The 7971-nt window shown below is 58.2% G+C and carries 11 protein-coding genes; all 11 read right to left on the bottom strand.

The genetic code is table 11. From position 1 onward, the window contains the following. Nucleotides 1-280: 280 nt before the first annotated feature. Entirely contained in the window at nt 281-619 is a 339-nt protein-coding gene (locus AX730_RS13730; protein ID WP_157074257.1) for a hypothetical protein, read from the bottom strand. 130 nt (nt 620-749) lie between these two features. After that, nucleotides 750-1166, bottom strand: a complete 417-nt coding sequence (locus AX730_RS13735) for a barstar family protein (RefSeq protein ID WP_062357449.1) — start codon at nt 1164-1166, stop codon at nt 750-752. Nucleotides 1167-1267: 101 nt separating this feature from the next. Beyond that, nucleotides 1268-1648 carry a hypothetical protein gene (locus tag AX730_RS13740; RefSeq protein ID WP_062357450.1) on the bottom strand — a complete coding sequence of 127 codons (381 nt, stop codon included), beginning with the start codon at nt 1646-1648 and terminating at the stop codon, nt 1268-1270. A gap of 146 nt (nt 1649-1794) precedes the next feature. Further along, complete coding sequence (locus tag AX730_RS13745) at nt 1795-2184, bottom strand: hypothetical protein (RefSeq protein ID WP_062357451.1); 390 nt, start codon at nt 2182-2184, stop codon at nt 1795-1797. An 87-nt stretch (nt 2185-2271) separates the two neighbouring features. Further along, the gene (locus tag AX730_RS18525) at nt 2272-2970 is read right to left on the bottom strand and encodes a DarT1-associated NADAR antitoxin family protein (protein WP_083537916.1); all 699 of its coding nucleotides are present in this window, start codon (nt 2968-2970) and stop codon (nt 2272-2274) included. Nucleotide 2971: 1 nt separating this feature from the next. Next, nucleotides 2972-3490: a DarT ssDNA thymidine ADP-ribosyltransferase family protein gene (locus AX730_RS18530; RefSeq protein ID WP_083537918.1), complete on the bottom strand. Its 519-nt coding sequence runs from the start codon at nt 3488-3490 to the stop codon at nt 2972-2974. 82 nt (nt 3491-3572) lie between these two features. Then, the gene (locus AX730_RS13755; RefSeq protein ID WP_083537919.1) at nt 3573-4979 is read right to left on the bottom strand and encodes an SIR2 family protein; all 1407 of its coding nucleotides are present in this window, start codon (nt 4977-4979) and stop codon (nt 3573-3575) included. Nucleotides 4980-5111: 132 nt separating this feature from the next. Further along, complete coding sequence (locus AX730_RS13760) at nt 5112-5828, bottom strand: hypothetical protein (protein WP_062357456.1); 717 nt, start codon at nt 5826-5828, stop codon at nt 5112-5114. Nucleotides 5829-5846: 18 nt separating this feature from the next. Further along, nucleotides 5847-6335: a Panacea domain-containing protein gene (locus AX730_RS13765; protein WP_062357458.1), complete on the bottom strand. Its 489-nt coding sequence runs from the start codon at nt 6333-6335 to the stop codon at nt 5847-5849. Nucleotides 6336-6338: 3 nt separating this feature from the next. Continuing rightward, entirely contained in the window at nt 6339-7139 is an 801-nt protein-coding gene (locus AX730_RS13770; protein ID WP_062357459.1) for a TSCPD domain-containing protein, read from the bottom strand. 112 nt (nt 7140-7251) lie between these two features. Next, the gene (locus AX730_RS13775) at nt 7252-7842 is read right to left on the bottom strand and encodes a hypothetical protein (RefSeq protein WP_062357461.1); all 591 of its coding nucleotides are present in this window, start codon (nt 7840-7842) and stop codon (nt 7252-7254) included. Nucleotides 7843-7971: the final 129 nt, after the last annotated feature.

The following is a 7971-nucleotide window of genomic DNA, read 5'->3' on the forward strand; positions in this document are numbered from 1 at the left end:
CATGCGGAACAAAGTCTCTACTTTACGTTGGCCCAGTTCTCTGGGGGTGGGTCAGATGGGGCTCGGAAAGCGATCGATGGCATTCGGAATGCCATCGATGGAGCCAGGGAGCCTCGCGCGTGGGAATTTTTGCCCGGCGTTCGGGCTTGGAGGGCGATCAATGGGGCTCAATGTGAGAACGATGGGGCCCGGAGTGCGATCTTCCGTAGGGCGGGCCTTGGCCCGCCGTCCGATGCGCGCGGATGCCGCGCGATGGTGGGCGTGAACCGACGCGTCCGGTCTACGCGTCGTGTTCGCGCACGATGACGTCTGCACCGCATGCCGCAGAGAGTGCACCCTCCAGCGCCACTCGCACGTGGGCCTGCAGCACCGGTGCCTGCGCGCAACACGAGACAATCTTGTCCAGCAGGTTCGGCAGGGCGTTGGCCCGGGATGCTGCGTGAGCACCCCATACGCGGTGCTGGATCTCGTTGAGCCATTTGAGCGCGTTGGCCTGCGATGGCGCATCCAGCGCGTCATCGCGCCAGATGCCGCGCCCGGCGATGGTCAGTTCGAGCCATAGCCGGAGGCAGAACGCCTTGGCCTGGGATGCGTTGAGTGCAATGACGCGCGCTCTCATGGCGATGGTCACTCGTGAAGTCCGGTGTCACCGATGTTGTTGGGGTGATGCGGTCGGGCCGTCGTAGGGCGGGCCTCGGCCCGCCGTCCGATGCGCGTGGATGCCGTGCGATGGTGGGCGTGAGCCCACCCTACGGGGTGCCGGTGCATGCAGGCTCGTCCGGCACCAGGGTGATGTTCGGGTGTGCGGCGATGATCTCCAGCACGATGTCGCAGTAGGTCTGTCCGTTGCCGGCGCCCAGGGCATCGAGTGCGTGTTGGAAGTGGGCGGTGTTGATGCGTTCGGGATGCGCGAGTTTGGCGAGCAGGTACTGTCGCGTGGTCTCGACGCCGAGGGCGTCGCGGCTGGCGGCGAAGTGGGTCCAGACCAGCGTCACCGGGGCATCGCCATCGAGTGCGCCGTAGCCGCCGTAGAGCAGGTCGTCGAGGGCATCCAGCCTGGGGCCGAGCGTCCAGTCGACGCCGGTCATGAAGACGCGGTTGATCTCGTCGTAGAACGACGGGATGTCGTGGATGCGGCGGCCGTCGAGGGTGAGGGTCTGGGGCATGGGCGTCGCCAACGTGGTTCCGTCACCAGCGTACCGGCGCAGGCGTTGGCGCTTGATATCGGGGGTCGCAGGCGCAGCCCACCCGATGACCCGGTTCGCCCTCAGCGGGTCGGTGCGGGCTCCGTCGCCGGCATGCGCTCGGCGTTCCAGTTGAAGAGGAAGTTGCGGTGTTCGGCCCAGGTCTGCCCGGTCGCGGTGTCGCCGGTCAGGCACACGGCGGTGTGGTACGGACCCACGCCATCGGTGGTGCGGAAGCTGGCGCACAGGCGGCCGCGGCTTTCCTTCCAGCGCCCGGCCTCGATGGTGCTGTTGTAGAAGCTGCCCGTCACCGTGCCATCGGCGTTGAGCGTCAGCTGCATGGGCTGGGTGTAGGGCGTGTCGGGCTTCGTGGACAGATCGACGCGCCACGTGCCGTCCAGCGGCGTGGCGTCGGCGAAGGCGGGAGCGGCACAAAGCAGGGCAAGAGCGAGGAAGCGGCGCATGGGACATCCTGGGGTGAGAGTGGCCGGGGTGATGCGTTGGTGCCTACGAAGGGTGGTGTGGATTGGATGCGCGAACTGGCATCTAGAGCCCTCGTCCGCAGCGCGCGCGTCGGCCGCCTCTCTGTGGGCTTGAGCCCACCCTACGACTAGTTGCCCAGCGCCTTATACAGCAGCAGCCAGAAGAACCAGCCGATCATCATGAAGAACAGGGCTTCGCCTGCGGCTTTCTTGTTGTCGGCCATCAGGTAGCCGGCGGCGAGGAAGATGACGATGCCGGGCAGCAGGACGCACAGCACCTTGAGCACGAGCGGCAGGGTGTCGAAGGGCTTGGCGCCGGGGATGGGCGGGGGTGAGCGTCCCGGCGGGGTGTCGAAGCGCGCGTCCTGCATGCCGCGACCGATCAGTTCCTGCCGCGCCAGGCCGATCGCTTCTTCGCCGTACTCGTCCGTCGTCGCCAGTGCGATGCGCATCAGGCGGTCGGATTCGTACTCGCGGTATTGCTGTTTGACGGCTTCGGCATCGAAGTAGGTGGACATGGACGTTCGTTCCTTGATCGTTGTCCTGCGGTGGGATTGCTCTACTGGTCAGCGCGGAAACTCAATCTGACCCCTGCTTCCCAAAAACTAAAAGAGCGCACTCTGTCTGTCTGCGTGCGAATGCGGTTGAATCTGAGCGCCGGGCCGGAGCAGCTCAATGAACCGATCGGTCGATGTCATTGCTTCATCCAGAAGATCGAGTACATCTAGCGCGACAAAAGTCGCGCATGACCTTGCTTGGCAATTAATCGACTTTTCCGGATTGAACTCAATGTCAGTAAAGCCCTTGTACTTATGAAGCCTTTTTTTTAAAAACTCCCTATGCGGAAAGATTGCACGAATGTAGAGCCAGTCATAGAACGCGGTTTTAGGCTCCAACCCCACCTCAAGCCCCTCAAAGTTGAAACCAACTAGTGGGCCCGAAGAGGAAAGCCTTTCATCTCGCTTTGCAACTCTTCCATCCACAAAAAAAAGATCATGGTATGGACCGCCGTCGCGAAACACTTTGCTCCCCTGGAATACGCATTCAAGCGGCACACTTTGGCCATCGCCCAACTCCACCTTCAAGTTGAAGGCACTTAGTCTTTGACCAAGTAACTCATCCGACTTAGTTGAGACTTCAAGCAACGGTGAAATCCCACGCTTCTCAGCAGCCTCATGAAGCTCCACGACGTTCTTCCGCTTCTGAGACGGCGCCATGCCTTTGTGCCAAAAAAAATCAACACTGACCTCACGCACCAGCTTTGTATTGTCAGCGGCCGGCAAAAATATCGGACGACTAGCCACCTCAATAACCTCTAATCATTTCGAGCGGGATGCTTCCCGGAACTAACACTTCGTACTTCTTCGCCACACTCCTACGCGCCTGAACCTCAGGGTCAGCCCAGTTGGTCCTAGTGTAGACCACCTCAAAATCCATCTTCTCTAACGCCATATCAAAATCAAGTAGCGGGACATCAGCCTTGTTCGATACCCCAGGGGAGAAAACCACGCCATCGGAAAGGATCACTCGTGGATCAATCTGGAGAAATCGAGAAGTCCCTATGCGTCCTTCTTGCCTAGCTCTCCACTCCATCGGATGTTGATCAAACAGACAGAGGTGCACGTATCTGTCACCACCAAACCTCGCGTCCGCCTCACGACTCCATTCATTACCCCCCGGAGCGGGCGGCGCAGCCCCCAATGACCGAAGAACCTGCAAGCTATGAAGCCCGCGCAGCTCACGGATCAGCGGCAAATTCCTTTCGTCGGTGAAATGGTAAAAGTGGTGGATACCGTAGTGCGCCAAGAACTTCTCCTTGTTCACGCGACTTCACCTCTGCTAGTTAGTTTCCCAGAAGCTCTCCCCACCCAATCGGCGCGACCCGAATTCAGGTTGGCTTTGCTCACTATGGCTTGGAGACAGCCACCTTTTTCACAGCCTTCTTGCTGACAGATTTTTTTAGAGTCACTTCGTAATTCTCGTCGGCCTGAACCGCCCGCAATAACGCTACTGCCGCTTCGCTGTATTTATGAATCACGCTATTAGTTCCAGACTTGACTGCTATATGGAACTGGTTGTCGCTAGCACAAAGATCAACACCCTTATCGCTCTTTACCTTATCCAAGAGCTTCCTCGCACCATGCCAAGTCGGAAACCCAAGCTTCTTCCCAAGCGAGGTAGTCAAATAAGGATACGTAGCGTTGAAGGTCTGAGGATCGGACAGAGAGGTGATACCCAGCAACCTTGGCAGCTCCTCTTCATTCCTAACGGCTTGCTCCAAAGTCTCGTAGTCAATCTCCATGGTCATCTTAGGGATGTCATGGCGGACAAGCTCATAAGTTCTCGCCATGAGTGCGCGCAGAATTTTGGGATTTACGTTCTCAACTCCCTCACTAGCGGCAAACGCCTCATACACCCAAGTGAGCTCGCGCGCGTGGATACAGTTCACTCGCATAGATCTGCCATCACGGAGGTCAAGTATCGCCTGACGCGGTGGATACGAAGCATCTCCCAGCGTCGGGTCATACACTACATAGAAGATGTTCGGAACAAGATCCCCATTGCCGGCCAAGATCTCGTCGATATCTCTCAATATCTCGATTACGTTGTCGTCCTGAGCCGCATACCCAAGAATGACGACAGGGTGCTCAAGGAAGAAGGCCAGCAACTTCGCTGAGAGATATTTCTTACGATCTCTCCAGCCATCGTAGTCTTCTTGCGTAAGAACCAGCTCAGCTGGATCCGAGACAGATCCGTGAATCTTGAATATCTCGCCAATCATCATGCTCGCAGCACGAATGATCTTCTGGCCGACTATTGGCGTGTACTCCGGAAAAATATCCTCCAGGAGCGAATCGTAGTTTGTAGTTATGATCGAGTTTGGCCTGATTCGCTTAAGAGCCTCGATCTCCTGCGCGAATACAGGATCGACCTCAGCATACTTAAGAACACTTCTCTGCAGCATCCCCGCGACGTAGTTCTTCAAGTAGCAATCTTTCGGGGTTTCATCTGTAAACAGCTCTGGCGGGAACTGCTCACGACCAACACCCCAAGCAAAACGGTGATACGGATCGATCAGTGCACTGCCAACCTTTGGGAAACTTCCTTCTCTTTGCTTCAAGAATGGCAGCTCATCCTCGATCAGAGGATTTTCAGCAATTGCTTGCGCGAGCAAATCTTTCCAAGAGGGGCCTTCTCCGTAGCGCTGAGACAATCCGCTACCCACAAAAAGTACGGGCTGACAGCCGAGGTCACGTAAACATGCCTGTGCAAGCTCCGTCTGCTCCACCACGTATTCCTGATAGCTCGGCATACCTACACTCGTAGAATTTGTCGGATAAAGGGGCACGACTTGAATGATTGAGGACGGAACTGCGGACAAGCAATCATTCCACCGGATCACGCGACGCTTAAGAATCCGCGCCGCGTTGCCCAACCTGAAGCTTTAAAGCAGCGACATCTGATCCGGGTGGACAGAATCAGAGCCAGAGGCGGTATCACTATCTGCAACACCTTGGAGATGATCCCTGGCGAGACGGAAGCCGTCGGCAAAGACGAGCAACATTTCCGCCTTCTTTTCTGAACTCACTCTCGGAATCTCACTAGCAGGAATGACTCTAAGCTTCCTGGGACCTGGGACCTCTTCCGCACTAAAGTCCAGAATCTTGAAGTGGGCATCTTCCAGATCGGAATCCTGAAGGATCAGCTCCTCTACGATGGTCACGAACAGCGATAGAGCCTCTCCGTTCAGTGGATTACTCTTCCAGAAGCTCAACCAAGGAAAAATCACCTCGCCGCCAACTCCGTACATCAACGGTGGAGCGAAGGGAACTTGGATGTCACGGCTCAATGAATAGAGCCTTGGGGTGACTTCGTGCACATAAGCCGGACGGACTTGCGAGAAGTAGTCATTGATCAGCGGCATGATGCCAAGAAAGTTCTTACGTACGTCTTCGCGCGCAATGCGCTGGACTGCCTCAAGACTGACCTCATAAGGCGTCTTGAAGACCAACATCTCATGGACGATCTTGAAGAGAGGCGCGTAGCTGAAGCTCGGGCCATGCGTAGCCAGCCTAATCAGAACCTTCTTGATTGCTTCAGCATCTGGCCGCCAGATGCGGGCCATATGTTGAAGAGAGGGAACCTTCAGCTGCTTAGCCATACCGACTCCATCAATCACCTAGAACGGAACAGTCGCCTTCGCGTAATAGTCGAGAATCGACTTGTTGGATATGGTCATGCCCGGATTCACTTGACCCGCGTGATTCCACACATCATGCCAAGGACCGCCTTCGACATGACTCAACTCGACCAAGGTCCCAGGGCGAAGCCGACCATAGAAAGAGATGACGCGATCGAGTAGCAATCTGGTCGGCTCATCCAGATCGTAGGAAACGACTGCTTTCTCGCCCGTCTCCGGATTCAACTTTTGGGCGCGCGTGGAGATCGGACTCTTCTCGTTCTCTTTGAAATCGCGGTACAGATACTGAAGTACTGGACCGTACTGCCAAGCCTCGAACTGATGCTTGACCAGAGGCGAGCCAAGCTCAACCAACGACCAGGCGTGACAGAAGAACACCAGCTTCTGTAGCGAAAGCTGCGTCACTTCCCTTCCCTGCGCCTCCGAGACGTCAAGGATGTAGTTCGCAATGGCGCGGCCGTCATGCATTGCTTAGCCGCACTTCGAATAACCACAGTTCAAACACGTCGCGCACCCGTCCATGATGACGAGGGCCTTGGTGCTGCACTTGTGGCAGAGGGTCGCGGAGGGCGGGAAGCTGGCGCCATCGCCGGTCACGGCGATGTCCTCGGCGGCGCCCTGGGCGGGCGCGGCCGGTGCAACGGTCACGGTTTCGACTACGTCAGAGTTTTTTTTTGCGCGGTCTTCGTACTGCTTGCGCTTCTCGGCCAGGATGGCGCGCTGGTGCGCGCTCATTTCCGGGTCGTGGATCAGGCCGATCGACTTCATGTGCTCTTCCACGATGGCGCCCAACTCCGCCACCAGCGACGGCATGTACACGCCACCGGCCTTGAAGTAACCACCACGCGGATCGAACACCGCCTTCATCTCGTCCACCAGGAACGTCACGTCGCCGCCCTTGCGGAACACCGCCGACATGATGCGCGTCAGCGCCACGATCCACTGGAAATGCTCCATGGACTTGCTGTTGACGAAGATCTCGAACGGACGGCGCAGCTCGTGCTCCGTGCCCGCGTTCAACACGATGTCGTTGATGGTCACGTACATGGCGTGCTCCACCAGCGGCGACTTGATCTTGTAGGTGCTGCCGATCAGGACTTCCGGGCGCTCGATGCGCTCGTGCATCTGGATGATGTTGTCCTGCGGGGTTTCCTTTTCCACCGTCTCGCGCGGCACCGACGCCACCGGGATCAGCGCCGCGGCTTCGCGCGCCTTGTCCTCGGGGGTGAGCACGCTGTAGCCCTTGATTTTCTTGTCGATCTTGACGGCCATGACGGTGGAATCCTGTTCGTATGCTTGGTGTTATGGATGACGGGTCGGAAGCGCCAGGAGCGGCCCCCTCCCCTAACCCCTCCCCCGCGAGCGGGGGAGGGGGCGGAGCACGTTACTTACGGGCCGCTTTTTTGGTGGCTTTCTTCGCGGCTTTCTTCGGGGCTGCCTTGCGGACGGCCTTCTTGGCCGCTTTCTTCGGAGCGGCCTTCTTCGCCGCCTTCTTCACGGGCGCCTTGCGGGCGACCTTCTTCACTGCCTTCTTGACCGCCTTCTTCGCCGTCGCCTTCTTGGCGGCGGCCTTCTTGACGACCTTCTTCACCGCCTTCTTGGCGGCCGTCTTCTTGGTGGCCTTTTTCGCAGCCTTCTTCGCCGTCTTCTTGGCGGGCTTCTTGCCGGTCACCTTCTTCTGCAGGCTGGCGGCTTCGGCCTTGGCGGCGCTGCTGGCGGCAGCCAGCTTCTTCTTGGCCTTGGCGACGGTCTTCTTCACCGCCTTGGCGGCCTTGTCGGTGCGCTTGGCCACGGCCTTCTTCGCCTTGGCGATGTCGGCGGTCACCGTCTTCTTCGCTTTCTTGGCGGCCTTCTTGGCCTTGGCGACGGTTTCGCTGGCGGTGGCCGCGACGGCCCCACCAATTTCAGCCGCCTTTTCTTTCACGCTCTCGGCGGCGCCGGAAAGCGTCGCGGTGACACCATTACCGTTGCTCATGTTGCCCTCCTGTGGGCGAGGTTGGTTGACGCTGCCGATGCTATACCCGATGGCGCGGGGTGGAACGGTGAAGCGGATGAATCGGTGGTTCAAGTTGCGGGAAGCAGAAGCCACTCGCTGCGCTCGCTG

The sequence above is a fragment of the Pseudoxanthomonas mexicana genome, from assembly GCF_001556105.1.
GTDB lineage: Bacteria > Pseudomonadota > Gammaproteobacteria > Xanthomonadales > Xanthomonadaceae > Pseudoxanthomonas_A > Pseudoxanthomonas_A mexicana_A.